Origin of the sequence: Saccharopolyspora rhizosphaerae (genome assembly GCF_003931915.1) — a bacterium.
Classification (GTDB): Bacteria; Actinomycetota; Actinomycetes; order Mycobacteriales; family Pseudonocardiaceae; genus Saccharopolyspora; species Saccharopolyspora rhizosphaerae.
The window spans coordinates 303,299-330,263 of record NZ_RSAA01000004.1; the positions used below are offsets into that span (position 1 = coordinate 303,299).

19 protein-coding genes, 3 tRNA genes and 1 riboswitch are annotated in these 26,965 nt (G+C 71.0%); of the genes, 12 read left to right on the plus strand and 10 right to left on the minus strand.

Annotated elements, in window-relative coordinates:
- Positions 1-27: 27 nt before the first annotated feature.
- The 5 genes from EIL87_RS04795 to EIL87_RS04815 form a co-directional block, all read right to left on the minus strand.
- Positions 28-855, minus strand: coding sequence for a siderophore-interacting protein (locus EIL87_RS04795; protein WP_125088914.1), 828 nt, complete (start codon positions 853-855; stop codon positions 28-30).
- Between the two features lie 95 nt (positions 856-950).
- A complete protein-coding gene (locus tag EIL87_RS04800; RefSeq protein ID WP_125088915.1) occupies positions 951-2,336 on the minus strand; it encodes an MDR family MFS transporter in 1,386 nt (461 codons plus the stop codon).
- Positions 2,336-2,524, minus strand: coding sequence for an MbtH family protein (locus EIL87_RS04805; RefSeq protein ID WP_125088916.1), 189 nt, complete (start codon positions 2,522-2,524; stop codon positions 2,336-2,338). Before EIL87_RS04805 ends, EIL87_RS04800 begins: the two co-directional genes overlap by 1 nt.
- 79 nt (positions 2,525-2,603) lie before the next feature.
- Complete coding sequence (locus EIL87_RS04810; protein WP_125088917.1) at positions 2,604-9,632, minus strand: amino acid adenylation domain-containing protein; 7,029 nt, start codon at positions 9,630-9,632, stop codon at positions 2,604-2,606.
- Positions 9,633-9,725: 93 nt separating this feature from the next.
- Positions 9,726-11,078 carry a GNAT family N-acetyltransferase gene (locus EIL87_RS04815; RefSeq protein ID WP_233576024.1) on the minus strand — a complete coding sequence of 451 codons (1,353 nt, stop codon included), beginning with the start codon at positions 11,076-11,078 and terminating at the stop codon, positions 9,726-9,728.
- A 301-nt stretch (positions 11,079-11,379) separates the two neighbouring features.
- Between EIL87_RS04815 and EIL87_RS04820 the strand changes: the two genes are divergently transcribed.
- The 3 genes from EIL87_RS04820 (at position 11,380) to EIL87_RS04830 (ending at position 14,025) form a co-directional block, all read left to right on the plus strand.
- A complete protein-coding gene (locus tag EIL87_RS04820; RefSeq protein ID WP_125088918.1) occupies positions 11,380-12,387 on the plus strand; it encodes a DivIVA domain-containing protein in 1,008 nt (335 codons plus the stop codon).
- A 14-nt stretch (positions 12,388-12,401) separates the two neighbouring features.
- Complete coding sequence (locus EIL87_RS04825; RefSeq protein ID WP_125088919.1) at positions 12,402-12,815, plus strand: hypothetical protein; 414 nt, start codon at positions 12,402-12,404, stop codon at positions 12,813-12,815.
- A 91-nt stretch (positions 12,816-12,906) separates the two neighbouring features.
- Positions 12,907-14,025 (plus strand): polysaccharide pyruvyl transferase family protein, encoded by a 1,119-nt coding sequence (locus EIL87_RS04830; RefSeq protein WP_199740251.1) that lies wholly within the window; start codon positions 12,907-12,909, stop codon positions 14,023-14,025.
- On the opposite strand, the gene EIL87_RS04835 is transcribed toward EIL87_RS04830, so the two are convergent.
- The 3 genes from EIL87_RS04835 to thiD all read right to left on the minus strand — a co-directional run bounded on the left by EIL87_RS04835 (position 14,016) and on the right by thiD (position 16,093).
- Positions 14,016-14,279, minus strand: coding sequence for a hypothetical protein (locus tag EIL87_RS04835; protein WP_125088920.1), 264 nt, complete (start codon positions 14,277-14,279; stop codon positions 14,016-14,018). The two genes, EIL87_RS04830 and EIL87_RS04835, sit on opposite strands and share 10 nt — an antisense overlap.
- 219 nt (positions 14,280-14,498) lie before the next feature.
- Positions 14,499-15,209 (minus strand): thiaminase II, encoded by a 711-nt coding sequence (gene tenA / locus EIL87_RS04840; RefSeq protein ID WP_125088921.1) that lies wholly within the window; start codon positions 15,207-15,209, stop codon positions 14,499-14,501.
- 86 nt (positions 15,210-15,295) lie between these two features.
- Positions 15,296-16,093: a bifunctional hydroxymethylpyrimidine kinase/phosphomethylpyrimidine kinase gene (gene thiD / locus EIL87_RS04845; RefSeq protein WP_125088922.1), complete on the minus strand. Its 798-nt coding sequence runs from the start codon at positions 16,091-16,093 to the stop codon at positions 15,296-15,298.
- A riboswitch (TPP riboswitch) is annotated at positions 16,081-16,176 on the minus strand. It overlaps the preceding gene by 13 nt.
- A 249-nt stretch (positions 16,177-16,425) precedes the next feature.
- Here thiD and EIL87_RS04850 point away from each other — a divergent pair.
- The 5 genes from EIL87_RS04850 (at position 16,426) to EIL87_RS04870 (ending at position 20,293) form a co-directional block, all read left to right on the plus strand.
- The gene (locus tag EIL87_RS04850; protein ID WP_125088923.1) at positions 16,426-17,166 is read left to right on the plus strand and encodes a hypothetical protein; all 741 of its coding nucleotides are present in this window, start codon (positions 16,426-16,428) and stop codon (positions 17,164-17,166) included.
- Positions 17,167-17,410: 244 nt separating this feature from the next.
- The gene (locus EIL87_RS04855; protein ID WP_125088924.1) at positions 17,411-17,608 is read left to right on the plus strand and encodes a hypothetical protein; all 198 of its coding nucleotides are present in this window, start codon (positions 17,411-17,413) and stop codon (positions 17,606-17,608) included.
- Between the two features lie 150 nt (positions 17,609-17,758).
- Positions 17,759-19,396: an AMP-binding protein gene (locus EIL87_RS04860; RefSeq protein ID WP_325049400.1), complete on the plus strand. Its 1,638-nt coding sequence runs from the start codon at positions 17,759-17,761 to the stop codon at positions 19,394-19,396.
- 61 nt (positions 19,397-19,457) lie between these two features.
- Positions 19,458-20,099 carry an oligoribonuclease gene (orn, locus tag EIL87_RS04865; RefSeq protein WP_125088925.1) on the plus strand — a complete coding sequence of 214 codons (642 nt, stop codon included), beginning with the start codon at positions 19,458-19,460 and terminating at the stop codon, positions 20,097-20,099.
- Positions 20,100-20,220: 121 nt separating this feature from the next.
- Positions 20,221-20,293, plus strand: a tRNA-His gene (locus EIL87_RS04870).
- Between the two features lie 203 nt (positions 20,294-20,496).
- On the opposite strand, the gene EIL87_RS04875 is transcribed toward EIL87_RS04870, so the two are convergent.
- Entirely contained in the window at positions 20,497-21,690 is a 1,194-nt protein-coding gene (locus EIL87_RS04875) for a L,D-transpeptidase (protein ID WP_125088926.1), read from the minus strand.
- A 273-nt stretch (positions 21,691-21,963) separates the two neighbouring features.
- On the opposite strand from EIL87_RS04875, the gene EIL87_RS04880 reads away from it, so the two are divergent.
- The 4 genes from EIL87_RS04880 to EIL87_RS04895 all read left to right on the plus strand — a co-directional run bounded on the left by EIL87_RS04880 (position 21,964) and on the right by EIL87_RS04895 (position 24,365).
- Positions 21,964-22,036, plus strand: a tRNA-Lys gene (locus EIL87_RS04880).
- Between the two features lie 154 nt (positions 22,037-22,190).
- A tRNA-Lys gene (locus EIL87_RS04885) sits at positions 22,191-22,263 on the plus strand.
- A gap of 512 nt (positions 22,264-22,775) precedes the next feature.
- Entirely contained in the window at positions 22,776-23,306 is a 531-nt protein-coding gene (locus EIL87_RS04890; RefSeq protein WP_125088927.1) for a DUF5134 domain-containing protein, read from the plus strand.
- Positions 23,307-23,441: 135 nt separating this feature from the next.
- Positions 23,442-24,365 (plus strand): ABC transporter substrate-binding protein, encoded by a 924-nt coding sequence (locus EIL87_RS04895; RefSeq protein WP_125088928.1) that lies wholly within the window; start codon positions 23,442-23,444, stop codon positions 24,363-24,365.
- Between the two features lies 1 nt (position 24,366).
- Here EIL87_RS04895 and EIL87_RS04900 read toward each other — a convergent pair whose 3' ends face one another.
- Complete coding sequence (locus tag EIL87_RS04900) at positions 24,367-26,730, minus strand: beta-glucosidase (RefSeq protein ID WP_125088929.1); 2,364 nt, start codon at positions 26,728-26,730, stop codon at positions 24,367-24,369.
- Between the last annotated feature and the right edge of the window lie 235 nt (positions 26,731-26,965).

The window sequence follows — 26,965 nt, forward strand, 5'->3', positions numbered from 1 at the left end:
CGGTCGGGCCGGACTTCGCCGCGTCGGTCAGTCCCGATCGTGGTTGTGCTTGTCGTGGTATTCCGTCTCGGCCATCCCGTACTTCCAGTAGCCGATGGCCAGCAGGGACTGGGCGTCCATGCCGCGCTCGTGGCGCAGGTGCCGCCGGATCCCGCGCACGACGCCGGACTCGCCCGCGACCCAGGCGGAGACGTCGACGTCCTCGGGCACGTCCAGCTCCTGCACGGCGTTGATCAGTTGCCGCGAGAGCCCGGCCGCGAGGCCGTCGCGGTGCATCCAGGTCCACCGCAGGTCCGGCGGGCACTGCACGTGCTGCCGGTCGGCGGCGGTGTCGACCTCGACGAGCACCTGACCGCGCGCGGTGGGCGGCAGCTCTTCGACGATGCTGGAGATCGCCGGCAGCGCGGTCTCGTCGCCGACCAGCAGGTACCAGTCGGCGGCGCGGCAGGTCTTGCCGCCGGGCCCCATCACGCCGAGCCGGTCGCCGGGACGGGCGTGGCGGGCCCAGCTGGAGGCCACACCGTGCTCGCCGTGCATGACGAAGTCGATGTCGAGCTCGCCGCGCGACTCGTCGTAGCGGCGAACGGTGTAGGTGCGCATGGTCGGCCGGACCTCGGGCTCCGGCCAGCGGTAGCGGCCGGTTCCGGGGTCGAGCTGCGGGAGCACCGGACGCTCCTGGCCCTGACGCGGCACGAAGACTTTGACGTTGGGTCCGGTGTGCTGGTCGAGGAAGCCGTCCAGCTCCTCGCCGCCGAGGGTGACCCGGCGCATCGAGGGGCTCAGCGCAGAGGTGCGCACCACTTCGAGGTCTCGTGCCGGAGGCCGGTTGCGCCGGGTTCGATCCGCAGTCCCCATCGACCGTGCGTCCTTTCCGCTCCACCAACGATCACCGATAAGGCTAGCCTAACCATAGAGTGGAGGATTGTCTTCCCCTCGGTGGCTCAGATCTCTCAGCGCCGCGCGGCGACCGGTTCTCGTTGCCGCGCCACGGGTTCCGTCACCCGCAGCGCCAGCAGGACGCCCACGAGCGCGAACCCGGCGGAGGCCAGCATCGCCCAGTGGTAGGAAGCCAGGCCCGGCCCGACCGCCGCCAGGACGCTGGCCGTGATGGCCACGCCGAGCGCCGAACCCACCTGCCGCTGCACGTTGAACAACGTCGACGCGCCGCCGGTGGCGGCCTTGTCGATGGTGGTGAAGGCGACGACCTGCAGTTCGGCCGTGGCGCCCCCGACGAAGAAGCCGGAGGCCAGCTGGACGAACGCGGCCAGCCACACGTCGTGCGGTCCGATGGCGTTCATCAGCGCGAACGACACCGCCGCGCCCAGCATCGCCCCCGCGATCAGCAGCCGCGGCCCGAACCTGCGGTGCGCCTGGGGAACGAGCTGCGAGGCGATCATCAACCCGGCTGCCTTCGGCAGCGTCACCAGGCCCGTCTCCCACGCCGAGGCCCCGAGCTCCACCTGGTACATCAGCGTGAACCCGTAGAGCGTGCCGAGGAAGCCGACCAGGCAGGTGAACAGGATCAGGCTGGCGCGGCGGAAGTGGTCGTCGGCGAACAGCCGGAGGTCCAGCACCGGGTGCTCCGCGCGCAGTTGGGACCGGACCAGCAGGCCCAGCAGCAGCAACCCGGTCACCCCGGCCACCCAGCTCAGCGTCGCCGCCGCGCCGCTCGCGATGCCCTCCAAGCTGAACACCACCAGCCCGAGACCCGGTGCGGCGAGGGCGAACCCGCGCAGGTCGAAGCGCTTGTCCGGGTCTTGCACGTCTTCCCGCAGCAACAGCGCACCGAAGACGAGCGCGGCGATGCCGACGGGCAGGTTGACGAAGAAGCCCCAGCGCCAGGTCAGGTGCTCGACGAAGAACCCGCCCAGCACCGGCCCGAGTGCGGGCGCCACCGCCGTGGGCAGCAGCAGGACCTTCGACAACCGGACTCGTTCGGCGGACGGGTAGGCGCGGAAGAGCAGGGTCAGCGCGACCGGGCTCATCACCCCGCCACCAGCTCCCTGCAGGACGCGCGCCAGCGTCAGCTGCAGCAGGTCACCCGAGACCCCGCACAGCGCCGAGGCGAGCACGAACGCGCCGAAGGCGGCCAAGAAGACGCGCTTGGTGCCGTAGCGGTCCCCCAGCCAACCCGACACCGGGATGCAGACCGCGAGGCTGACCAGGTAGCCGACGTTGACCGACGAGGCCGAGCTGGCCGACACGGAGAAGTCCTCGACCAGCGCGGGCAGCGCCACGTTGACGATGGTGGCGTCCATGCCGTTCATGAACATCGCCGCGACGTAGCAGACGCACACCGCGATCCGCGGGTCCACCCGGCGCAACGCGGTCGTCATCAGCGGGCCGGCCGCATGTCGGTCCAGTGCACCTCGATGTGGTCGACGCAGGACTGCCGGTCAGCCGGACCGTGCGCGACGGTCCACCCGGCAGGCACCTCGATCGCGGCCGGCCACAGCGAGTACTGGTCCTGGTCGTTGATCAGGGCGTAGTACTGCGCGTCCGGGTCCTCGAACGGGTTCGTCATCCTCTAGCTCCTCCTCGCGTTCACCGTCGACCCGACCTCCCCGCACACCTCCGGGAAGGACGCCCGGAGGACCGCGGGGTCACCCCTCGGTGTCGTCGAGGGCGTGCTGCACGATCGCGGCGATCTCGGCCAGCGGCCCGGGCTGGGTCATGTCCTTGTGCTCGCAGGCGATCTCGTGGTCGACCACTGCACCGTCCACGTAGGGCTGCCACATCGCGCTGCTCAACGATTCCTTCACCGGGTTCACCGTGGCGGTGAAGAACAGCACGTCACCGCGGAACTTGTCGTGGTCGGCGCTGTTCTCCAGGACCGCGCAGTTGGCGAAGTTGTCGATGATGGCGGTGATGCTGCGCTCCTCCAAGTTCGCCAGCGCACTGCCCTCGGCCGACAAGACTTCCAGCACGTGGTCCCTGGTCAGGGTCTCCCGGCGGAGCTGGGACAGCTCGTGACCGGCCATGTGGAGCAGGGCCCGCAGCGCCTCCTCCTCGGTGGGCAGCTCGTCCCAGACGTCCTTGGGGTAGGAGTCGAGCATGCACAGGAAGCGGACTTCGTCGCCCTCGTCCTGCAGCTGGGTGGCCATCTCGTGGGCGACCACGCCGCCGAAGGACCAGCCGAGGAAGTGGTACGGCCCGTGCGGCTGCACCGCCCGGACGTGCTCCAGGTACTCGGCCGCCATCTCAGCGAGGCTGCCCGCCACGGGAGCGGGTTCGGCCAGGCCACGCGACTGGACGCCGTAGATCGGCCGCTCGTCGTCGACGTGCTTGAGCAGCCCGGAGAACGGCCACGCGAGGCCCGCCGCCGGGTGCACGCAGAACAGCGGCGGCTTGCTGCCGGTGGTGCGCAGCGGCAGGAGGATCTCCAGCGCGTCGCGGTCACCGCCGGTGCGGAGGCGCTCGGCGAGCCCGGCGACGGTGGGCGCGGCGAACAGGCTGCCGACGTTGACCTTGGTGCCCAGCGCGTCGCGGATCCGGCCGATGAGCTTGGCCGCGAGCAGCGAGTGCCCGCCCAGGTCGAAGAACCCGTCGTGGACCCCCACTCTGGGCAGCCCGAGAACTTCCGCGAACAGCCCGCACAGGACCTCCTCGGCCGGGTTGCGCGGCATGTCGTTGCCGACGGCTTCGGCGAGGTCGGGCGCGGGCAGCGCGCGCCGGTCGAGCTTGCCGTTGGGCAGCAGCGGCAGCGCGTCGACGAACACCACGGCCGCCGGGACCATGTGGTCGGGCAGCTCCTCGGCGACGTGCCTGCGCAGCGTCGCGGCGTCGGAGTCGCCGACGACGTAGGCCACGAGCCTCTTGTCGCCCGGCGTGTCCTCGCGGACCACCGCCGCGACCTGCACGACGTCCTCGTGCTGGGCCAGCGCCGCTTCGACCTCGCCGAGCTCGATCCGGAACCCGCGGATCTTGACCTGGTCGTCGGCCCGGCCGCCGAAGTCCAGCGTCCCGTCGGCGCGCCAGCGGACCAGGTCGCCGGTGCGGTACATGCGACCGCCCGGCTCGCCGAAGGGGTCGGCGACGAAGCGCTCCGCGGTCAGCCCGGGCCGGTGGAGGTAACCGCGGGCCAGTCCCAGACCGGAGACGTAGAGCTCGCCGACCACGCCGGGCGGGCAGGGCTGCAGCCGCTCGTCGAGCACGTGCAGGCGGGCGCCCGGGTCGGGCACGCCGATCGGCACCGAGCTCGACACGGTGTCCGGGTCGCAGTCCCACAGCGTCGTGTTGACGGTGGCCTCGGTCGGGCCGTAGGCGTTGAGCATCCGCAGCTCGCGGCCCCAGCGCTGCACCAGGTCCGAGGGCACCTTCTCCGCGCCGCACAGCAGCGTCGCGTTCTCCGGCAGCCGCACGTCGGGCGGGAACATGCCCATCATGGACGGCCCGATCGCCAGGTTCGTGATCCCGTTGCGGCGCACGAACTCGGCCAGCGCCTCACCGGGGACCCGCAGCTCGGAGGGCACCACGACGAGTGTTCCGCCGCCGAGCAGGCCCTGGCACAGCTCCCAGAACGCCACGTCGAAGCTCGGCGAGGCGAACTGCAGCACGCGGCTGTCCGAGGTGATGCCGACCCGCCGGGCCTGGGTCGCCAGGAGCTTGCCGATGCCCTCGTGGGTGACGACGACGCCCTTCGGCGTGCCGGTCGACCCGGAGGTGTAGATGACGTAGGCGGCGTCGTCGAGCCCCGGTTCGGGCAGTCGAGGGCGGCCTTCTGCGCGTTCGGCGTGGTGCACCAGCGTCGCCGGGAGGTCCGCGTCGAGGTCGTCGGTGATCACCAGGCGCGGCTGGGCGTCCTCGACCATGTGCCGCAGGCGCTCTCGCGGGTACTCGGGGTCGAGCGCGAGGTAGGCGGCTCCGGCGTGCATGGCGGCGAGCAGCCCGATGATCAGCTCGGCCGAGCGCGGCAGCATCACGCCGACGATGTCGCCGGGTCCGGCACCGCGTTCCACCAGCAGTTCCGCCTGGGCGAGGACGCGTTCGCGCACCTGCCGGTAGGTGAGTTCCGTGCCTTCGAAGACCAGCGCCGGCTTGTCCGGGGTGGCCGCGGCGCGCTCGGCGAAGAGCTGCGGGAAGGTTCCCGCCGGCTCCACACCGCCGGTGGCGTCACCCCAGTCCAGGACCTGCTCGCGGGTTCCTTCCCCGAGCACGTCCAACTGGCCGAGGGGCGTGTCCGGTGCGGCCACGGCGGATTCGAGCAGCACCACGAACCTGTCGACCAACGATGCCACCGTCCGCTCGGTGAACAGGTCGCTGCTGTGCTGCACGAGTCCGCGCACCCCGCCGTCCGCGGTCTCCTCGAGGCTGAAGGCCAGGTCGAACTTCGCCGATCCCGACGGGATCGTGTCCACAGTGGCCTCGAGCCCGGGCAGGTCGGCGCGCACCACCTCGCCGGCACCCCAGTAGGCCAGCAGCACCTGGAACAACGGGTGGCGCGCCAGCGACCGCGCCGGGTTGAGGAGTTCGGCGAGCTTCTCGAACGGCAGGTCGGCGTTGTCGAAGGCCGCGAGGTCTGTCTGGCGCACCCGTTCCAGCAGCTCGGCGAACGTCGGGTCGCCTGAGGTGTCGGTGCGCAGCACGAGGCTGTTGACGAAGAACCCGACGAGGTCGTCGAGCCGGTCGTCACCGCGTCCGGCGACCGGCGAGCCGATGGGGATGTCGGTGCCCGCACCCATCCTGGTCAGCAGCGCGGCGAGCGCGGTCTGCAGCACCATGAACGCGCTCGCCTGGTGCTCGGCCGCCAGGTCGCGGATCCTCCGGTGCAGCTCGGCGTCCAGCTCGAAGCGCACGGATCCACCGCGGTGGCTCGACACGGCCGGGCGGGGGAAGTCGGTGGGCAGCTCCAGCTGCTCCGGGAGGCCGGCGAGCGCCTGCTTCCAGAACGCCAGCTGCCGGGCGGCCAGCCCGTCCGGGTGGTCCTCTTCGCGGAGCAGTTCGCGCTGCCACAGCGCGTAGTCCACGTACTGCACCGGCAGCGGCTCCCACTCCGGAGCCCGTCCTCGCAACCGGGCGGCGTAAGCGGTGGAGAGGTCGTGCACCAGCGGGCGCACCGACCACTCGTCCCCGGCGACGTGGTGCAGCAGCACCAGCAGCGCGGTCTGCTCGTCGTCGCGGAACAGACCGGTGCGGATCGGTGGTTCGGTGGCCAGGTCGAAGCCCTGCTGCGCCGCCTCGGCCAGCGCGAAGTCCACATCGGACACCTCGTGGACGGTCAGCTCCGGCACCTGGTCCCCGACGTGCTGGCGCGGTTCGCCGAGGGTGTCGGGGAACGTCGTCCGCAGGCTCTCGTGGCGGCCGACGACGTCACCGATCGCGGCGCGCAGCGCGGCCACCTGGGGCTCGCCGGAAAGCCGCAGCACCAGCGGCATGTTGTAGGTGGCGCTGGGCCCTTCGAGCCGGTTGAGGAACCAGAGCCGCTGCTGCCCGTACGACAGCGGGACCTCCTCCGGACGCGGCACCGGCCGCAGCTCCGGCCTGCCGTCGCCGGCGGTCCGCAGTCGCACGGCCAGTTCCGCGACCGTCGGGTGGTCGAACAGGGTCCGGATGCCGAGCTCGGCACCGAGCTCGGTGCGCACCCGGGCCAGCAGCTTGGTGGCCAGCAGCGAATGGCCGCCGAGCTCGAAGAACCCGTCGTCGATGCCGACCTGCTCGACACCGAGCACCTCGCCGAACAACCGGCACAGCACCTGCTCGGCCTCCGTGCGCGGCTGCCTGCCGCCGCCGGCGACCTCGGGTGCGGGCAACGCCGCGGTGTCGAGCTTGCCGTTGGCGGTCAACGGGATCTCCTCGACCGCGACGAACGCGGCCGGGACCATGTAGGAGGGCAGCCGGTCGGCCAGGTGGGCGCGCAGCTCGGCCGGGTCGGCGTCGCCGACGGCGTAGCCGACCAGCCGCTCGTCGCCGGGGACGTCCTCGCGCAGCACGACCGCGGCCTGCCGCACCTGCGGGTGCGCGGCCAGGTTCGCCTCCACCTCGCCGAGTTCGATGCGGAAGCCGCGCACCTTGACCTGCTGGTCGGCGCGTCCCAGGAACTCGATCGAGCCGTCCTCGCGCCAGCGCCCGAGGTCCCCGGAGCGGTACATCCGCGTGCCGGGCTCGCCGAAGGGGTCGGCGACGAAGCGCTGCGCGGTGAGCCCGCGACGACCGAGGTATCCGCGCGCCAGGCCTTCGCCGGCCACGTACAGCTCACCGGTGACGCCGGGAGGGACCGGCTGCAGCTGCGAGTCCAGCAAGTAGACCCGCAAGTCCGGGATGCCGCGCCCGATGACGCTGCCGTCGCGGCGCGCCACGAGGTCGGCGTCGAGCTCCACGTAGGACACGTGCACGGTGGTCTCGGTGATCCCGTACATGTTGATCAGCTTCGGCGACACGGGGTGCCGCTGGTACCAGTCGTCCAACCTGGACAGTTCCAGCGCCTCGCCGCCGAAGATGACGTAGCGCAGCGCGAGTTCAGCGCCCGGGTTCTCCCGGTCGGCGTGGCTGAGCTGGTAGAACGCCGAAGGCGTCTGGTTGAGCACGGTGACCTGCTCGCGTGCTAGCAGGTCGAGGAACTCCTGCGGCGACCGGGTCACCTCGTGCGGCACCACGACGAGCCTGCCGCCGTGCAGCAGCGCTCCCCACAGCTCCCACACCGAGAAGTCGAAGGCGTAGGAGTGGAACAGCGTCCACACGTCCTCGCCGGTGAAGCCGAACCACGGCCGGGTGGCGGTGAACAGCCGCACCACGTTCTGGTGCGGGATGGACACGCCCTTGGGCCGGCCCGTGGACCCGGAGGTGTAGATGACGTAGGCGGCGTGTTCGCTGGTCAGCGGGCCGCGCTCACCGGGCTTCGGGTTGCGCGGCGAGTGCCGCACGATCTCGGCTATCTCGTTCTCGTCGTCGAGCAGCACCCGGGTGATGCCCTCGGGCAACCGGTCGGCGTGCTCGCGGTCGCTGATGAGCATGGTCGGCTGCGCGTCGCCGACGACGTACGCGATGCGCTCGGCCGGGTGCCCGGGGTCCAGCGGCAGGTAGGCCGCTCCGGCCTTGAGCACGGCGAGCAGCGACACGACGAGCTCGGTGGAGCGCGGCAGCGCGAGCGCCACCAGCTGCTCGGGGCCGATGCCGTGGTCGATGAGGTGGTGCGCGAGCTGGTTGGCCCGGGCGTCCAGCTCGGAGTAGGTCAACGAGGTGCCTTCGAAGGTCACCGCGACCGACTCGGGCGTGCGCTGCGCCTGCTCCTCGAACAGCTGCGGCAGCGTGGCGGGCTCGGCTTCGACGAAGCCGGGCACCGGCGCGTTCCACTCGTCGACGACCTTCGCGCGCTCGTCCGGGGTGAGCAGGTCGATGCGCCCGACCGGGATGTCACCACCGGACCGGGCGAAGGCGTCGAGGAACCGCAGGAAGCGCTCGCGGTGCGCGGTGAGCTCGTCGGCGGTGTAGCGGTCCGGGTTGGCGTCGAACTCGAAGCACAGCTCGTCGCCTTCGGTGCGGACCAGCACGCTGAGGTCGTCGACGGGCCCGGCGGCCACGTTGTGCACGGTCCCGCGCGCACCGGCGAAGTCGAGGTCGTAGTCGAAGGACTTGATGTTGAGCATCGGACCGAACAGCGCCCGGTCCGAGCCCAGCAGTCGCAGGTCCCGGCGCAGCCGCTCGCTGCGGTAGCGCTGGTGCTTGCGCAGGTCGCGCACGGCCTGGGCGGCGTGAACGATCAGCTCGTCGCGGGTGGTGCCGGGCTCGACGCGCAGCCGCAGCGGCAGCACGTTGACGACCATGCCGGGCACGCGCAGCGCGACCGACCCCATCCGGCCCATCACCGGCAGGCCGAGCACCACGTCCGAGGAGCCGGTCATCCGGTGCAGGTAGGCGCCGAAGGCGGCGATGAGCGCGTCCGGCCAGAGGGTGCGCGCTTCCTCGGCAGCCGCACCCAGCGCGTCGAGCGAGGAGGTGCTGTCCACCTGCCGGTGGAAGGTGCGCGCGGTCGGGTGCGAGCGCTCGCTGAGCGTGACCACGTCGGGCTGGTCGGCGAAAAGCTCGCGCCAGTAGGCCGCGTCCTTCTCGGCCTTCGGGGAGGCGAGGTACTTCTGCTCGTCCTCGACCAGCGCGGCCACGCCCTCGAAGGGCGACGGACCCGGCTCCTCCCCTGCGGCGAGCGCGCTGTAGACCTCGGCGACCCGCCGGAGGACGATCGACAAGCCGTAGCCGTCGACGGCCACGTGGTGGACGCGCTGGTACCACCACCAGCGTCGCTCCCCCAGCTTGCACAGCGCCGCGGTCCACAGCCGGCCACCGTCGTCCTGCGAGCGGGCCGGGTCGACCGGTGCGTTGAGGTCGGCCCGGATCCACTCCTCGGCCCGGGCCGCCGGGTCGGCTTCGCGGGAGAAGTCCAGCACCGGCAGCTGGACGGCGTCGAGCTCGTCGATGACCTGCTGCGGGCCGTCGCCGTCGTCGACCACCCGCATCCGCAGCGTCTCCGCCTCGGCGACCACCACGCGCAGGGCGTCGGCGAACAGCTCCGGGTCGAGCTCCGCCTCGACCTCCACGCGCTCAGCGGTGTTGAAGATCGGGTTGGCCTGGTCGAGTTGCTGGGCGAACCAGATCCCCGCCTGCGCCGCGGACAGCGGCAACTGGTCAGCTCGCGACGGCATCGCTCTCCCCACGATCAACAAGTCAAGGTAAGGCTAACCTTAGCTTCAGTCCGATCTGGCGTACAGCCGCACGCCGGACCGCCTGACGTGGGGCTACTCACCCTGGCGTGTGAACACCATCAGGGCGGAGTTCTTGTTCGGCAAACCGACCTCGCCCACCTGCGCGAAGCCGGCCTTGCCGAACGCGCCCACCGAAGCTCCGTTGTGGACGTTCGGCTCCGCCACGACGTTCCGGCAGGCCGGGTCGGCGGCCAGCAATCCCCGCGCGACCGCGCCGAGCAGCGACGAGCCCAGACCCTTGCCGATCGCGTCCGGCTCACCGATGGCGATGTGCGCGCCCAGGTCGTGCGGCGCGTGCGGGTAGCAGGACCCCAGGTTGTCCCGCTGCACGCGGTAGAGCTCCAGGTAGCCGACGTCACGGCCGTCGCGGGACACGATGCACGGCACCGAGTGCGCGCCGGCCAGCTGCGTGGCGAGCTCGTCGTGCCACCGCCCCAGCGACCAGTCCTGCTCCCAGTTGACCGCCACGTGCTCCCGGTTCATCCAGCGGTGCACCAGATCGACGTCCGGACCGCCGTCCTCGCCGGTGATCGTCACCGGGCGCAGGGACCAGCCGTCGCCCAGCTCCGGCAGCGGCACTCCGGGGACCCCGGCGGGCTCTTCGGCGCGCAGCGGGTTGCGGCGTTCGAAGAAGACCGGCTGCACCTGCACCGCACCGGTCTCGTCCCGGTAGCGCAACGGCGACCCGTTGAGCGCGGCGAGGTCGGTGAGCGTCGGGCTGGTCAGCCAGTGCTCGACCAGGCTGGAGGACTGCGGGTGCTCCTCGGCGATCGCGCCCAGCCGCTTGGCCAGCTCGGCCAGCAGGAACTCCTCGTGCACCACGCCCCGCCGGCCCAGCAGGCCGACGACCACCAGCACACCCCGGCTGAGCAGCCGAGCGGTGAACCCGGCGCGGTCCTGACCGTCGAAGGCGAGGACCCCCGGCATCAACCGCTCCTCGACGTGCCGGGTCAGCCAGCGCTGGGCCTCCGCGGCGTTGGACAGCGAGCGCCCCACGGTCACCAGGTCGTCCGGCAACGGCAGCGGGTCGACCTCGCGGCGCGGCAGCGCGGTGAGCAGCCAGTCGACGAGGGTCCCCGACTCCGGCGCGTTGATCGGCGCCTCCGCCCGCGACCGCGCCCGGGCGTCGGCCGAGCACGCGGCCGCCAGCACTGCCGGGTCAGCCGGAACCAGCGCCCGCCCCTCGGCGTCGAGCACGCTGATCGAGCCGAACCCGTGCGCGCCGGTCGGCGAGTCGTAGACGACGTCGACCTGCAACGACAACGGGCCGATCGTCAGCCGCAGCGGCCCTTCGGCGACCGGCGCGTGGGTTTCGGCCAGCCAGCGCCGCAGCAGCACCGAGGCCCGTTGGTGCTGTCGCCCGACCAGGTCGGCTCCCTGTGACACGCCGCGCTCCCTCCCAGGATGCTCACGTTTGTAAGCGGAGCCTAACCTAAGCGATCCCGATGTCGACAGGCCATGTCCCGGAGATCGGACTCCACCGGTCAACCAGGCGAAGCTCGGCGCTCCTCGAAGGTGCACTGTGGACAACGGCGTGCCAGCATCCTCGGACGCGACAGCGAAGAACCACCCTAATGATCAACACCTGATCCGGTGATGATCGTTGTGTCTCGCTGGGCGTTGCCAGAACATCCGCCCTACTCTCCGAATCACCGAATGGGCCTACCGTCCGGAGAGGAGATCACCCATGGATGACGCCGACGCAGTCGTGCCGCTCCGGCCGGGTTTCGACATCCAGGTCCGCGGCTTCAGCCGGAACCAGGTCGTCGAGCACATCGAGGTGTTGGAGGACCAGCTGCGCCTGGTCACCATCGATCGCAACGAAGCCGTCCGGCTCAACAACGACTTGCGCAAGCTCTGCGACGACACCCGCCGCAGCCTGGACCAGGCCGAGCAGCGCCTCAAGAGCATCGAGTCCTCCGACACCGGGCTCCCCGCCGCGTCGCAGCGGGTGCAGAACATGCTCGCGATCGCCGAGGACGAAGTGCAAACCCTCCGCGATCAGGCCAAACGACAAGCCGAGATCATCCGCGGCACCGCGGAGACCGAGGCCCGCGCGCTGATCAGCGAAGCCGAGCAGGCCGCCTCCGAGCTCCGCGAGGAGTGCAACGAGCTCGTCAACGACGTCGAGGCCCGCCGCGCTCAGCTGCAGCGCGAACACGAGCAGAAGCTCAGCGAACAGCGCAACCGCGAGTACCGGCTGCGGCAGGAGGTCCGCAACGAGTACAAGCGGGTCGTCCAAGAAGCGCAGGAAGAAGCCGACGCCCTGATCGCCGAGACCCGCAAGCAGTGCGGCGAGTGGGACGCCGAGACCGAGCAGCTGCGGCTCGACGCGTTGGAGGAGATCCGCCTCGAGCGGCTCCGGATGGAAGAACTGCGGACCGCCGTGCTCGCGGCCATGGACCACGCCAAGCTCGCGCTCGAGGAGTCCACCGCGAACCTGCGCTCCAAGACCGACGGGGGCATGGGCCCGATCAGCGCCGAGCAGACCGATGGCGCCGAGCAGGACGGCGCCGGGACCGAGGGCCCCGGGAGTGAGGGCGCCGAGACCGACGGTGCAGTGGAGCCGGAGCAGCACCGACTGCAGGAGGTCTCGCTGCCCGAGCAGCGCGATGACGTGCAGACCTACACGATCCCCATCGAGCCGCAGCACACCACCAACGGAGCGTCGGCTCCCGGTGCGCGGCAGAACTGACCCGGAGGCCGCAGGTGGAATTGCTGGTTCTGATGTTCGTGTGCGGACTCGCGGTGGCGACGCTGGTGTTCGTGCCGCTGCTCCACCGCGCCAAGAGGATGGCTGCCCAGTCGCAGCAGACGGGCCCGCGCGGCAGGCACGCGGCGGTCCCCGGCGCGTCCCCGGCGAAGATCGGGCCGCGGTCCGCCAAGACCGGGTCCGAACCGGAGGCGAAGGCCGACAGCGAGAAGACCGAGACCGAGGGCGAGAACGACGGTGAGGCGACGCAGCCGGTGAAGGTCGAGGTCATCGCGCCGCGTCCGCAGATCGAGCCGATGCCGATGCCGGAACTGCCCACCGACATCTTCGAAGCCCGCTACCAGGCGAAGTTCAACCGCTCCAAGCGGCGGCTGGAGCGCATCCGCTCGGAGCTCAGCAAGACCGGCTGAGCCCGCCACCAGACCCGGTCGAAGGACGGGGTGCTCCGCAGGTTGCTAGGTTCGTGAGCGAACCTCGCAACCTACGGCTGGAGCCACCCTGGTGAACACACCCCGGCGGATCTACCTGGTCGGCACGACCGGACACCCCAACTACGGTGATGAGCTCATCGCCGCGGCGTGGCTCAAGCACTTGGCGAAGGTCGCCCCCGACAGCGAGGTCTGGCTGGACTGCCCCAACCCGGGACCCAGCTCGGTGCTGCTCTCCGGCATGCACCCCCGCGTGCACTTCACCGACACGTTCTGGCGGCTGTGCTGGGAAGCTCCCGAAGACGAGCCGTGGGCGGTGGCGGCGTTCGTCCAGCACGCCATCCACAACCCCGGCCTCGCCCCGCGCTGGGTGGCCGGGATCGAGCTCGCCTCGCAGATGGACCTGTTCCACGTCATCGGCGGCGGCTTCATCAACGGCATCTGGCCTCGGCACGTCGGTCTGCTCGCGGCCACCGCCGCGGCCCGGCACCGCTCCGGCGGACGTGCGGTGATGACCGGGCAAGGCCTCTCCCCCATCGCCGCAGGAACCGAACCGCTGCTGCGCAGCCTGGCCGACCAGTTCGAGGTCGTCGACGTCCGCGACGACCCGTCGGCGTCGCTGCTGGTCAACCCGTCGTCCACGGGCGACGACATGTTCTTCGGCATCGAGCCCGGGCTCTTCCGCACCGGTGACGACGACGTCCGCGACGTCATGATCTGCATGCAGTCGGACCTGCTCGACGAGACCGTGCCCGCGCTGGCCGGGTTCCTGCTGGACACCCTGCGCGCGTGGCAGGTCGAGCCGGAGCAGGTGGCCTTCGTCGAGGGGATCCCGCGCGCCGACCGCGAGGTCTTCGCCCTGGTCGAGCACGACCTGCCCGGTGCCCGGTTCCACGCCTTCGACGAGATCATGCGCGACGGCTTGCCCGCCAAGCCCGGTCAGCGGTGGCTGTCGACGCGCTTCCACCTGCACTTGCTGGCCGCGGCCGCCGGCGCCAGCGGCGTCGCGGTGTCGATCAACTCCGGCTACTACACCAACAAGCACCGGTCGTTGATCGAGCGCGGTTCGGGCTGGCAGCTGAGCGAGGGCCTGCAGATCCCGGCGAGCCCGAGCGGTGGCGGGTTCAGCACGCCCGGCCTGCGCGAGCTCCAGCAGGGCAAGGCCTCTTTGGCCAAGTCGATCTACGGCTGAGCGACCCGGTCCTTCTCGATCCGCACGGTGTCGGCGAGCGCGTTGGACTCCTCCGGCGTGCGGGCCTCGGGGACCTCACGGGCGGGCTCGCCCTGCGCCGGCGGCCAGATCCGGGGCGCCTCGGTGATCCCCGGCTGCAGCTGCGCGCCCCCGGAGGTCTCGCGTGCGCCCCCGCGCCGGTCGGCGATGTAGAAGGGCGCAGCCGCCATGATCGGAACCGACATGCCGATGAACACGATCAGGAGAGAACTCACTGCCCCACAACTCCATCCACGACTAGGAAAACCCACTGCTGAAACCCCAGCTCGAAGAGGGCCTTCGCCCAGCATGTCGTTGTGCGGACCACTTCGTTAACACCTCAAGATTGTGTCGCACATCACATTGTGGCTCACGCTTCGGAGTAACGCGGAACGGCTGACGGAGCGGCGCTCGCGACGAGCCGACTTCGGCGTCCGTGAGACGCGAAAACCGTGTCAGTCCAGGAACTTCGCGGTCGGCCACGTTTCCTTGGTCCAGGCGCTGTTCCAGAACAGCCACTCGTACTCGGTCGCCCGGCTGAACGCGGCGAACATCTGCTCCCTCGTCCCCTCGTCCGCGCGCGCCGCGACCTTGTCGGTGAGCTCGCGAGCGGCCAGCACCGCTTCGGCGAACTCGTCGTCGGCGTAGGTGGTGATCCACGCCTGGTACGGGTGCCCCTCGACGTCGCCGGTGGCGCGCAGGATCGTGCTGCCGACGTGCTGGTAGACCCAGAAGCACGGCAGGACCGCGGCCAGCAGCACCGGGTAGGACTCGGTCAGCGCGCAGGCGCGCAGGTAGGACGTGTAACCCAGGCACGTCGGCGAGGTGTCGATCCCGGCGATCTCGTCGTCGGCGAGGCCGAACGCCTCGACGTAGCCGGCGTGCAGCCGCCGCTCCTCCACGAGCGCCGCCTGCGCGGCACCCGCCAGGAACGCCGCGTCGGCGGCATCGTCAGCCCGCGCCGCGGCGGCCGACAGCGCCTGCGCGAAGCCGACCAGGTAGCGCGCGTCCTGGACGATGTAGAAGGCGAACACGTCGCGATCGAGGCTGCCGTCGGCCAGCGCCGCGTTGAACGGGTGGTCGACGATCGCCTGCTGCAGCCGGGCGGTGCGCTTCCACGCCTCGGCGCAGAACTCTCCGGCAGGCGGTGCGGGCAAGGACGTCATGGGGATCCCTCGCAGGAAGGTCGTCCGGACGGCTCCCGTCCGGGCGGTCGGTGATCAGGGTTTCGCCAGGCAGGAACGCCTGCCGCTCACCACCAGCGGTGGAAGTGGTGCACGGGACCGTGGCCGCGGCCGACGTCCAAGCGCTCGGAAGCGCGGAGCGCGTCGGTGAGGTACTGCTTGGCCTCGCAGACCGCCTCCAGCCAGTCGGCGCGTTGCGGGCGCAGCGCGGCGATCGCGGCGGAGAGGGTGCACCCGGTGCCGTGGTCGTTGGTGGTGACCACCCGCTCGGTGCTGAGGAACTCGGAGACCCCGTCGCCGTGGAGCAGGTCGACGCTCGACTCACCGCTGAGGTGGCCGCCCTTGAGCAGCACCTGCTTGGCGCCCAGCGCGGCGAGCCGCTCGGCCTGCGCGGGCATCTGGTCGGGACTGGCGATCTCGCCCTCGCCCAGGAGGTCGGCCGCCTCCGGCAGGTTCGGCGTGATCAGGTCCACCCGCGGCAGCAGCTCGTCGCGCAGCGCGCCGACGGCCTCCGGGGCCAGCAGCCGGTCACCGCTCTTGGCGACCATGACCGGGTCCAGCACGACGAACGGCGGGCAGTAGCGCTCCAGCACCGCCGTGACCGCGCGGATGACCTCGGCGTTGGCGAGCATGCCGATCTTGACCGCGTCCACCCGGACGTCGTCGAGCAACGTCACCAGCTGGTCGGTGATGAAGTCCGGCGGGACCTCCTGCACCCGGCTCACGCCGGTGGTCGTCTGCGCGACCAGCGCGGTGATCACCGACATGCCGTAGGCGCCGTTGGCCGAGAAGGCCTTGAGGTCGGCCTGGACACCGGCACCACCGCTCGGGTCCGTTCCGGCGATGGTCAGCACGTTGGGGGCCATGACGTCCCTCCGCTAGTACGAGCTAGGTCAGGTTCAACGGGTCTGTTCTCAGCCCCCAGCCGGGGGCACCCCGCGTCACTGGCACCCAACCTACCTCTGCGGGCAAGCCGTGCGGTCCGCGCGGTGCACGCGGTCCACGCGACCACCGGCCCCGCAGGACCCGGACCCGCTGTGGGAGGGGAGCGCGAAGGGTACGGCGAACGGCGCAACGGACGGCCCCGGAAGAAGGGGTCCCGTGCCTGCGCTACCGCGCGAACGCGACCGATTTCACACCGTGAAAGCCCCCACCAGAAGGCAAGGCGACCCTTCGTCACGGATTAGGGTGGAGGGCGATGGAAACCACGACCGATGCCCCACGCCTCGCGCGCTCGCGCCGGCAGCGTCCCGAACAGGACCCGGCGCAGATCTGGGCGCCGCTGGCCGACCTGACCGAGGCCGCCGCCGCGACCGCCGGATCGCAGACCGTGGCGATCACCCGCGGATTCGACCGCAACAGCCGTCAGCGCGCCAAGGCGCTGCGCGACCTGCTGTCCCGGCGCGACGTGCCGGCGATCGAGGTCACGCCCGCCCCGGGCAGTGACCGGTTGCTGACCGACGTGGCGATCGGCGCGGTGGTCAACCTGATCGGCGCCGGTTCGTGGCAGCCCTACCGGTTGGCCGCGCAGCTGCGCGTCCCGGTGCTGACCCCCAAGCCCGGCCCGGATGCGGCCGAGGAGGCCACCCGGGACGTCATCGCGCTGGTCGGCGAGGAGTCCGGCAAGCGCGACGTGGCGCTCTCGCACGTCGCGGTGCGCGGGGACAACCCGGCCGATGGCCGGCTGACCGTCTCCTTCGACGGCACCGAGGAGGTCGTCGAGGGCGGCTGGCTGACCGCCACGGTGTCGGGCGACCAGCTCGAGGTGCAGTTCGGCGGCGAAGGCCGGGCCGAGCAGTCGGTCACCACCAGCCGGATCCGGGTCGAAGCATCCGACACGCCGCACCGCCTAGTGCGCGACGAGCTGCCGATCGCCGACTTCGAAGGCGCGGTCGTGCTCTCCGCCGAGGCCGCGGGGCTGAAGGTCCGCCCGGTCTGACCGCGGTTGGGCCAGACGAGTGGCACCGGCTAACAGCTTCCTCCCAGGGGCGATCTCCGTTGTGGGGATCGCCCCTGTCGCGTCCAGGCCGCGGCCGGGACGCGCGCCCGGGCGCGACCACGCGCACTTCCACGCGATGTGCCGAAGTGCCGTCATGCGCCCTGCCCCTGCGCGTCCCACAGCAGGAAGCGCGCACTGCGCAGCTTCACCGCACCAGGCGCAACGGCACAGGGAGGCTGGGACTGTGGGGCCCAACCAGCAGTGGCACGTCAGCTGCCGCGACGTCGCCGGACGGCGACATGACATGTCGGTGTTCGTCAACCACGGCCGGGTCGTGATCGTCGCGCCTCCCGGCGAGACCGCGGTGCTCTCACCGCTGGAGGTGGGGCGCCTGCGCGCGGCCTTGCGCGACGCGGTCGTGACCGCGGCCGACGCCGAGTAGCACGCCAGGACGGCGCGGCGGGTACACCGCCCTGCCGCCTCGGCCGCTCGCGCTCCGAATCGGGAAAACTGGACCGGGAGGACTTGGCCGCGAGGACTGCTCACGGCACAATCTACTCCCGAGTAGGTTTCACGAACGAAGGGTGACCGAGTGAGCGTTCTGCGGTCCGTGACCAGTTTTCTCGCCCATCACGCCGCTCCGGCACTGCACACCTTGTTCGTGCTGGTGAAACAAGGCGTCGTGCGGCCGATGCGCCCCGACAGGCTGGTGCGCATCGTCCTCGCCTACCGCCGCTGGGGCATCACCTTGCCGCTCGGTTTCGCCGTGGGCGCCGCCCGCCACCCCGACCGGCCCGCCGTGATCGACGAGCGAGGAGCGCTGAGCTACGCCGAGCTCGCCTCCCGGACGACCCGCCTCGCCGCGGCGTTGCGCGACCGGGTGCCCGGCAAGACCCGCATCGGCGTCCTCACCCGCAACCACCACGGGCCCGTCGAGGTCATCGTGGCCGCCGCCAAGATCGGCGTCGACGTCGTGCTGCTCAACGTCGGGCTCAGCACCCGCCAGCTCGCCGACGTGCTCGCCGAGCAGGACGTCAGCCTGCTCGTCCTCGACGAGGAGTTCGCCGGGCACCTGCAGGACCTGCCCGGCGACCTGGACGTCGTCCTCGGCTGGGCAGACGGACCCACCGAGCACGACACGCTGGACCACCTCATCGCGATCGCGCCCGACACGCGGCTCCCCCGGCCTCCGCGGCACTCCCGGTTGATCGTGCTCACCTCGGGCACCACCGGAACGCCCAAGGGCGCCCGCCGCCCCGACCCACCGAGCCTCAACCCCGCGGGGGCGGTGTTCTCCCGCATCCCGCTGCGCGCCGGTGAGCGCGTCCTGCTCAGCGCTCCGCTGTTCCACACCTGGGGCATCGCCGGGTTCCAGCTCTCCGCCGTCCTGGGCGCCACCATGGTGCTGCGCCGCAAGTTCGACCCCGTCGACACGCTGCGGACCGTGCAACGGCACCGCGTCGGCGCCGTGATCGGCGTGCCCGTCATGCTCCAGCGCATCCTCGACCTGCCCGCTGAGGAGCGCGAGCGGTTCGACACCTCGTCGCTGCGCATCGTCGCCGCGAGCGGTTCCGCGCTCCCCGGCGACCTCGCCACCCGGTTCCAGCGCGCCTTCGGCCCGGTGCTCTACAACCTCTACGGCTCCACCGAGGTCTCCTGGGTGAGCATCGCCACTCCCGCCGACCTGCGGGCCGCTCCGTCGTCGGCCGGCCGCCCGCCGCGCGGCACCCAGGTGCGCATCCTCGACGACAACGGCGAACCCGTGCGCCGGGGCGAGACCGGCCGCATCTTCGCCGGGAACGACATGCTCTTCGACGGCTACACCAACGGCAAGAGCCGCGAGAGCCGCAGCGGGCTGATGTCCACCGGCGACCTCGGCCGGTTCGACCACTCCGGGCGGCTGTTCATCGCGGGCCGCGAGGACGACATGATCATCTCCGGCGGCGAGAACGTCTACCCGAAGGAAGCCGAGGACGCCATCGCCGGTCTCGACGGGGTCGTCGAGACGGCCGTCCTCGGCGTGGAGGACCCGGACTTCGGGCAGCGCCTCGCGGCGTTCGTCGTGCCCCGGGAGAAGGGCTCCATGGACGCCGACGAGGTGCGCGACCAAGTCCGCAGCCGGGTGTCGAAGTTCGCGGTTCCCCGCGATGTGATCTTCCTCGACGAACTGCCGCGCAACGCCACTGGCAAGGTCGTGCCCGCCGAACTGCGCGGCCACCTCGACGGATGAGGACGTTCCGATCCAGGCACTCCCCCGCGACCAGGCGGTCGCGGGGGTTAGGCTGCGTCGGGTGAACGACCGTCTAGTGTGGATCGACTGCGAAATGACCGGGCTCGACCTCGGCAAGGACGCGTTGATCGAGATCGCCGCCCTGGTCACCGACGCGGACCTCAACATCCTCGGGGAGGGCGTGGACATCGTCATCCACGCCGACGACGACGCCCTCAGCGGGATGCCCGAGGTCGTGCGCGAGATGCACGAGCACTCCGGGCTCACCGAGGAGGTCCGCGCCTCCCCGGTGTCCCTCGCCGAGGCCGAGCAGCGGGTCCTGGACCACATCCGGCAGTACGTGCCCGACGTGCGCTCCGCACCGCTGGCGGGCAACTCCATCGCCACGGACCGCGGGTTCATCGCGCGCGACATGCCGCGGCTCGACGAGCACCTGCACTACCGGATGGTCGACGTCTCCTCCATCAAGGAGCTCTGCAGGCGCTGGTACCCGCGCATCTACTACGCGCAGCCCGAGAAGGGCCTCGCCCACCGCGCCCTGGCCGACATCCGCGAATCCATCCGCGAACTCGCCTACTACCGGCGCACCGCGTTCGTCCCCCAGCCCGGGCCGAGCAGCGAGCAGGCGCAGGCCGTCGCGGCGGAACTGCTCGGGGACACCGGTGGGACCAGCGGGACCTCCCAGGCCCGCGAGGAGTCCTGAACCGCCGCTGAGCTGCTCGGACCCGAAAACCGGAGGTGGTGGAAAACCGGCTGCGGGCACACGCTAGGATGGTTTCCGTTGCTCCGGACGGGGCCCGCGAGGTCCGGTTCGAGCAGCCGAGGTGGGTGTAGCTCAGTCGGTAGAGCACTGGGTTGTGGTCCCAGGTGTCGCGGGTTCGATTCCCGTCACTCACCCTTGTCGAAGGCCTGCTCCTCATCGCGAGGAGCAGGCCTTTTCGCTTCTCGGCCGCACGTCGGCAGCAGCGGCCGGAGAGCCGTTCGGGAGCGGGAGGGAGTCAGACCTCCGCGATCTCCTCCTCCGCCTCCACAGGAGCCGCTCAGGACCAACACGAAGCGGCTGGCGCCGGTCGCCCGACGCCAGCCGCTTCGCGGTCCGGCTACTTGTTGCCCTTCTGCCACTCCGGCCAGGGGATCTGCCAGTCCCCGAAGCCGTCCCAGGAGCGCAGGTTCGGCCCACCCGAGTTGGTGATCTCCACCACGTCGCCCTTCTTGAGCAGGTTGAAGATCCACTCGGCGTTCTCGTTGCTCATGTTGATGCACCCGTGGCTGACGTTGCGGTGCCCCTGGTCGGCGACCGACCACGGGGCCGCGTGCAGGAACTCGCCGCCGTTGGAGATGCGGACCGCCCACTCGACCTCGGTCTGGTAGCCACCGGCCTCCACCGGCAGGCCGTAGGTCGACGAGTCCATCAACTTCGTGCGGTGGTGCTCGGTGACCACGTGGACACCGTTGTTCGACGGGAACTCCGGCTTGCCCAGCGACACCGGCATCGTGCGGATCACCTGGCCGTTCTTCTCCACGCTCATCTGGTGCGACGCGCCGTCGGCCTTGAGCACGACGCGGTCGCCGATGGTGATGGTGGCCTTGCGGTCCTCCTCGCCCCAGAGACCCTTGCCGAACTCGCGGCCGTAGGCGTCGACCTCGAGGGAGACCTTCGTGCCAGGCTTCCAGTAGTCCTTCGGCCGCCAGTGCACCTCGCGGCTGTTGAACCAGTAGAAGGCACCCTCCACGTGCGGCTCGGTCGCGACCTTGATCGCCTCTTCGGCCTTCGCCTTGTCCGGAGCCGGGGCCTTCTTGCTGAAGCGGAACACCAGCGGCTGGCCGACGCCCACGGTCTCGCCGTCCAACGGGATCATCGAGACGTAGGTCTGCGACTTCGGGTCGACCGTGGTGAACGTCGACTGCTGGGTGACCTGCGGGCCACCTCGGCCCTGCGCGGTCACCGACAGCGTGTAGGTCTTGCCGTAGCCGGCCTTCTCCGTCGACGACCAGCTCGCACCGTCCGGGGAGACCTGCCCGGGCACCTGCTTGCCGTCCGCGTTCGTCAGCGTCGCGTTCACGATCCGGCCACCGTTGACCTTCGCCGTCACCGGCGCCGCGGGCGACACGTCCTTGGCGCCGTTCTGCGGCGCGAACTGGACCACCGGAGCCGGCGGTCCCTGCTCCTGCTCGCCTGGGGCACCCCCGCCGCTGCACCCGGCGACCAGCAACCCCACCAGTCCGACGACGAGCCCCACCGTCGGCCGGCCAACCCGCGAGAGAACCCCGATCGGGTTACGCCCTTCACTCATCAGCAACTTTCCGTCCCGTCACACAGCACACTTGCGCCTCACGATCAGTGTGCCGCAATCACCCGACCGTGCGTGCAGCGACCGCCCCCATACGGAGGGTCATGCTCCAGAAGCCTCCCGGTCGCTCCGCGCACCACCCGGTGGACGCGCGGGGTGCCCGCGAGGTTGCACTCCGCCGCAGGGGCCACCCCCTGTCGGAGGACCCGGGGGTGCCGTGCTAATCTTTTCGACGTCGCCAGGGAGACCGCGCGGAAACCCCGGAAGACGATGCCAGCGCCAATAGCTCAACTGGCAGAGCAGCTGACTCTTAATCAGCGGGTTCGGGGTTCGAGTCCCTGTTGGCGCACTCGAATGAAAGGCCCGCCCACTCGGCGGGTCTTTTTCCTTTCCCGCACCGGATCCAGAATTGTGCTCCAGGGCACGGCAGGACCTGCTGCGCAGCCCGATCCGGGCGCGTGCTAACCTTTTTCCCGTTGCTCGGGCAATCCGACAACGGTTCAGCGCCAATAGCTCAACTGGCAGAGCAGCTGACTCTTAATCAGCGGGTTCGGGGTTCGAGTCCCTGTTGGCGCACTCGACGAAGTGCCTCCGCCCATCGGGCGGAGGCACTTCGCTTTTCCGCGTTCGCCGGAACCACCGGCTTCCTCCCGCCCGGGGAGGGCGGGGGCGGGCCGGGATCGACCGCCGTCACTCGCTCGGCCCAACGCCTCGAGCTGAGCTGCCGCGGGTCGCGACGGCGCCCGACGCTCCCTCCGCCACCCAGGCGCTGCGGATCCACGAAGCGCGAGAGCGTGCCCGCTCGCGAACCAGGCCGTCGCGCTGGGCGCCTCCACCGAGGCCCACTCGCACCAGCAGCGCTCCGCGCGGCGAGACGTCTCGGCCAACCCGGATCCGCGGCCACCACACGCCGTCCACGGCACCGTGCTCCGCGCGCGACGGGGGCCTGTCCACACCGGCGTCCACATCGGACACGAACACGGCGGGTCACCGCCGGCGCCGCAACTGCGCACGCAAGGCGGTATCTGGACGGCCCCGGGGCCACGAACAATCGATCACGGCAAGGCCACGTCAGGCGGTGGAGGGCCATGGTCGAGCAGGTCATGACCGGAGCGGTCGTCGCGGCGGCCCTGGCGTCCCTGCTGCGGCTCGGAGTCCTCCTCCGCAACCGGACTCCGCTCTGCCACGTCGACGTCGCGCAGCTGCTGATGGGGGCGGGCATGGTCGCGATGCACCTGACGCCCTCACCGGCGCTGGCCGCACCGTTCGTGGCCGCCGGGTGCTGGCTGGCCGTCCAAGCGGCCCGGCGGCGGACCCGCTCGCACCTCCACCACGCGATCGGAACGCTGGCGATGGCTTACATGTTCGCCGCGCAGCAGTCCGGAAGCGCCGCAGGCACGCTGGTCGCCGCGAGCCACCACCACGCCCCCGTGGCCATCGCCGCCGAGGCCCCAGGCTTCGCTGTCCCGCTCATCGCCTGGGCGCTGATGGCCTACTGCGCCCTGTCCGCCGGGTTCGCCGGGACAGACCTGCTGCGCACCCCGGCACCGAAGCTCCGGTCGCTCGTCGAGCTGGCCCTGTCGGCGGCGATGGCCCACATGTTCTTGGCGATGCTGTGAGCCGACGGCCGACGAACACGCGCTGACAGTTGCTCCTGCTAATGATCACTATTACAAACCAGGGGTCTGGTCGCGACGAGAAGCGTCAGGTTAGGCTACCCAAACTTCACAGCAATCCGACAGATTGGGTGCTCAATGCTGCGCCATCGCAGACTCCTCGCGGCGCTCTCAGCCGTGTTCGCGCTGGGGGTCGCCGCTTGCGGCGCGCCCGCGTCCGACCAGCCCGCGCCCTCGCAGTCGCGCGTCGTCCAGCACGCCAAGGGCCAGACCAACGTTCCCGAGAAGCCGCAGCGCGTCGTCGTGCTCGACACCGGCGAGCTGGACGCGGTCCTCGCGCTCGGCGTGAAGCCGATCGCCACCGTGCTGCCCGACGCCAACAGCCAGCTGCAGCCCTACCTGGCCGAGAAGGCCGGAAACATCGAGGTCGTGGGCACCATCGGCTCGCCCAACCTGGAGAAGATCGCCGCGCTCAAGCCGGACCTGATCCTGTCCAGCAAGACGCGCGACGACGAGCACTACGACGCCCTCAGCGCGATCGCACCCACCGTCTTCGCGGAGACCGTCGGCAAGACGTGGAAGGACAACTTCCTCCTCGACGCCGAAGCGCTCGGCAAGCGCGCCGAAGCCGACCGGATCTTGGCCGACTACCAGACCCGCGCCGCCGAGATCGGCAAGCAGGCCGGCGGGCGCAAGGTCAGCATGCTGCGCTTCACCCCCGGTGACATCCGGCTCTACGGCAAGGGCTCGTTCATCGGCACCATCCTCGCCGACGCCGGCTTCAACCGCCCGGACAACCAGCTCGGCGACTCGACCTTCAGCAAGCTGAGCCGCGAGCAGGTCTCGCAGGCCGACGGCGACATGCTCTTCTACGCCGCCTACGGCGACAACGCCCGCCGGCAGATGGGCGAGGTGACGAACTCGGTGCAGTGGTCCACGCTCAACGCGGTGCGCTCCGGGCACGCCATCGAGGTGCCTGACGGCACCTGGTACCTGGGCCTGGGCCCGATCGCCGCGAACCTGGTGCTCGACGACCTGGAGAAGCACGTCGGGAAGCGGTGATTCACCGCCTGACGTCGAGGCGGAGGTCTCCGGCGCTGGGACCGACCCGCAGGTCCCCCTCGCCCGGTTCGACCTCCACGGTCACCTCCGCCTCGGCGCCGGGTTCGGCTGCCACGACCGCGAATCCGGCCAAGCGGAACGGCTCCGCGGTGTAGACCTGGACGACCTCCCGACCTGCGCGGTCACCGGTGTTGCGCAGCTTCACCGCGACCGCCCCGTCGACGAGGCTCGCCTCGTCGTAGGACCAGGTCGAGTAGCCGAGTCCGTGGCCGAACCAGAACCCCGGCGTGACACCGCGTTCCGCGTAGGCGCGGTAGCCGATCAGCGGCCCTTCCTCGTAGCGCAGTTCCCCGTCGACGGGTTGCACGCCGGGCAGCGGCACCGGCACGTCCGCCAGTGCGGCGGGCAGCGTCGTCGGCAACCTGCCGCCCGGTTCCTCCCTGCCCAGCAGGACGTCGGCGAGCGCGTCGCCGTACTCCTGGCCGCCGAACCACGTCCACAGCACCGCAGGGGCGTCCGGCGCCCACGGCATCAGCACCGGGCCGCCCGCGTTGACCACGACCACGGTGCGGGGGTTCGCGGCGAGGACCGCCGCGACCAGCTCGTCCTGGGGTCCTGGCAGGTCGAGCGAGGCCCGGTCCCGTCCCTCGGTCTCCACCTCGTCGTTGGTGCCGACCACGACCACCGCGACATCGCTCTCGCGCGCCGCCTGCAGCGCGGCCTCCAGTTCCGCCGTGTCGTCCCAGCGCTCCGGCCGGTGTCCGAGGCCCACGCAGATCAGGTCCGCGTCGACCTCCCGGGGCGTGAACTCCGCTGTCACGCGGGCACGTCCGCGGGGCCCCAGGTCGGATGCGACCAGCACCACGGTGAACCGCTGCTCCGGTGGCGCGAGCACGTCGCCCAGCGGATCGTCGACCGCGCCCTCGGACTTCACGTCGCCGTCGAGGACTTCACGACCGCACACCTCGACGCGGAAGTGCCCGGTGCCGCTCACGCCGAAGACGTGCTCGCCGACCTCGACCGGCAGGTTCCCGCCCAACCGGAGCTTCCTGGTGCCCTCCGGCATCGCGCCGCGCTGCCAGATCAAGCGCTCGGTGCCGCGCAGCTCGGTGTCGAGGACCTCGCCGTGGGCGTCCAGGTACTCCACGCGCAGACCGGTGCCCTCGCCCTGCGGGTCCTCGAGCAGTTCGCGCGGGATCGGATCGAGCAGCCGACGGTGCCGCACACCGCGCTGGTACCGGACCTCCGCGTTCGGCAGCGCCGCGCGAAGGCCCTCCAGCGGCGTCACCACGTGCGGCGGGCTGACGTGCGAGGAACCCCCGCCCTGCACCGCTGGGAACGTGGCGTTCTCGCCGATGACCGCGACCGTCCCGACTCCGGGGTCCAGCGGGAGCAGCGAGCCCTCGTTGCGCAGCAGCACGAAACCGCGCGCGGTCACCTCGCGGATCACCGCCCGCGCTGACTCCGGTGGCCTCTCGACGGAGGTCCCGGCCTCGTCCGCACCGAACGCGCCGACCCTGTCAGCGAGCCGCAACAGGCGCAGGACCTTGTCGTCGAGTACCGACGCGTCGACCTCGCCGTCCTGCACGGCCGTCGCCAGCGCACCGTCGGCCCACGGGCTCTTCGGGCCGGGCATCGCCAGGTCCAGTCCCCCGTTGGCGGCCGGCGCGCAGGAGCGGGTCGCGAACCAGTCCGAGACCAGCACGCCGTCGAAACCCCACTCCCCCTTGAGCACGTCGTTGACCAGAGCCGAGTGCTCGGTCATCGTGCGCCCGTTCACGGAGTTGTAGGCGGCCATCATCGCCCACGGCTTCGCCTCGTCGACGATCCGGCGGAACGGCGCGAGGTAGTAGTCGCGCAGCGTCTCCTCGTCGATCACCGCGTTGTAGGTGAGCCGCTCGGTCTCGGTCTCATTGCCCACCAAGTGCTTCGGTGTCGCGGCCACCCCGCGGGACTGGATGCCCGCGACGACCTCCGCGCCGATCACACCGGTCAGCAGCGGGTCCTCGGAGAACTTCTCGAAGTGCCTGCCGCCGAACGGACTGCGGTGCAGGTTGATCGTGGGTGCGAGCACGACGTGCACACCTCGCCGGACCGCCTCGTCGCCGAACAGCGTCCCGGCCCGCTTCACCACGTCTCGATCCCACGTGGCCGCCAAGCCTGAGGCCACGGGCAGGAGCAACGAGGTGTCGCGTTCGTCCCAGGTGGTGCCGCGAACGCCGTTGGGCCCGTCCGAGAGCACCAGTCGGCCCAGGCCGATCTTCGGCACGGGGTGCAGGGTCCAGAAGTTGGCGCCGGTCAGCAGCCGAGCCTTCTCCTCCAGGGTGAGTGTCCCCAGCAACGACCGGAGCTCGTCCTCGTCCACTCCCGTGCCCCCTTCCGCCCGGACTCCAGCCGCCCAGTCTCAGGCACCGGAGTGACCTTGTCGAGCGACACGACCACCCGGAGGGCAGGGACAGGTTCAACAAAGGGCTGCGAAAGGAACGGGCACCGGAAAGGGGCATGAAAAAAAGGGGCGGGGCAGAAGGTCCTCACCTTCTGCCCCGCCCCACCAAGGTATGTGTCGGCGGTGTCTTACTCTCCCACACCCTGTCGAGTGC